The sequence below is a fragment of the Candidatus Hydrogenedentota bacterium genome, assembly GCA_016791475.1.
In the GTDB taxonomy this organism is placed as follows: Bacteria; Hydrogenedentota; Hydrogenedentia; order Hydrogenedentales; family JAEUWI01; genus JAEUWI01.
In genome coordinates this window covers 1-602 of sequence record JAEUWI010000328.1, presented here as the reverse complement: position 1 = coordinate 602, position 602 = coordinate 1, and the positions used below count along the sequence as shown (strand labels likewise).

At 66.4% G+C, this 602-nt stretch carries 2 protein-coding genes; both read left to right on the top strand.

Translation table 11 applies throughout. The features are described 5' to 3' along the window. Window positions 1-302 (top strand): DUF1553 domain-containing protein (locus JNK74_29505; protein ID MBL7650311.1); only part of this gene is annotated, 302 nt, incomplete at its 5' end. A 111-nt stretch (window positions 303-413) separates the two neighbouring features. Next, the coding region (locus JNK74_29500; GenBank protein MBL7650310.1) for a DUF1501 domain-containing protein at window positions 414-602 on the top strand (189 nt) is incomplete at its 3' end.

The window sequence follows — 602 nt, the reverse complement described above, 5'->3', positions numbered from 1 at the left end:
AGGCGCGGTTCAACACGACGCAGCCGGGGCAGGCGCTGTCGCTGTTGAACGGCGAGTTCGCCAACGAGCAGGCCCGGCACTTGGCCGAGCGCGTGCGGGCCGAGGCGGGAGACCAGCCGCGGGAGCAGGTGGCGCGGGCGATTGAAATCACCCTGGGTCGGCCGGCGACCGAGGCCGAAATCGCCGACGGCCTCGGCCTGATACAACAACTTGCCGAAGAACACGGCCGTGAGCCCCAAGAAGCCTTGCGCTACTGGTGCCTGGTCGCACTGAACCAAAACGAATTCCTGTACCTCGATTAAATCACTCCCCGTATTCCTTCGCGCCTTTGCGTGAGACCGCAGTCAAGATGGTCTCACGCAAAGGCGCAAAGGCGCTAAGAAGACGAAGCGAAGAATTAGAACGAGCTGAAGATGACCAATCACATCCATAACTTCTGCGGTCGGACGCGGCGGGAGTTTTTGTGGGAGAGCGGGTGCGGGTTCGGCGCCGCGGCGCTGGCGTCGCTGCTGTCGGCCGAGGGGGCGCTGGCGCGAGCCGGGTCGCCCTCGACCCCGGCCAACCCGCTCGCGCCGCAGGCGGCGGCCGCGGCCGCCAAGGCC